The sequence below is a fragment of the Xenorhabdus eapokensis genome, from assembly GCF_001908105.1.
In genome coordinates this window covers 1-781 of record NZ_MKGQ01000153.1, presented here as the reverse complement: position 1 = coordinate 781, position 781 = coordinate 1, and the positions used below count along the sequence as shown (strand labels likewise).

Below are 781 nucleotides of genomic sequence, written 5' to 3'. Positions count from 1 at the left end.
TACACAACTGACCGAAATAGAAAGATATCAGATTTTCAGCTTAAAAGAAGCCGGTTTTACACAACGTTTTATTGCAACGTCTCTCAGTCGAGATCCATCAACGATTAGTCGGGAATTGAGACGAAATTGGCTGACTCAAAATCCTACCATTATTTTTCTTTTATTCCTGCCCGTCTATTCGCCTTGGCTGAACAAAATAGAACACTTATGGCACACGTTACATGAAACAGTAACACGTAACCATTGCTATCGTTACATGTAGAAACTGATTATAAACGTGAAAAAATTTTTAAAAAGAGTGACTCACTATTATGAAAAACTATTTAGCGCCAGATTTGTTTTGGTTTTCAAATTTTGATAAGATAAAAATGCGTTTTTAAACCCATGAGAAATCTTAGCAACAGTCGTCTCAAAATAATTATTTTTCGATATATTAAAATCCGACTTTAAAAATTCATCTAACAGATACTGACTGTTAATATTCAAACTCAATATCAATTTATCAGAACGCCCACTAAAATCCACTTCCTTATATATTTTATAGGGATTCTTTTCAGAATCGATTAACGTCAACCCTTAGCCGGATGAATTATTAATTTTTTTAAGCACTTTTCTCATTGATTCAATCATTTTTTCAGATTTTATTTTTTAACTTCTGAAAGGGGTAATCTCAAAAAACGGAAAAAATCGTACGCTAAGCTAATTTTAGCTGCCGTAGGGGCCTGAATTTACCATTCCTAATCTTAGCGCGACCGCTTCATACATAATCTCTGGTCAGATT

The 781-nt window shown here is 33.2% G+C and carries 1 pseudogene; it reads left to right on the top strand.

The window, feature by feature from the left end:
• Positions 1-259, top strand: a pseudogene (locus tag Xedl_RS33915) (helix-turn-helix domain-containing protein); the annotation flags it as partial.
• Between the last annotated feature and the right edge of the window lie 522 nt (positions 260-781).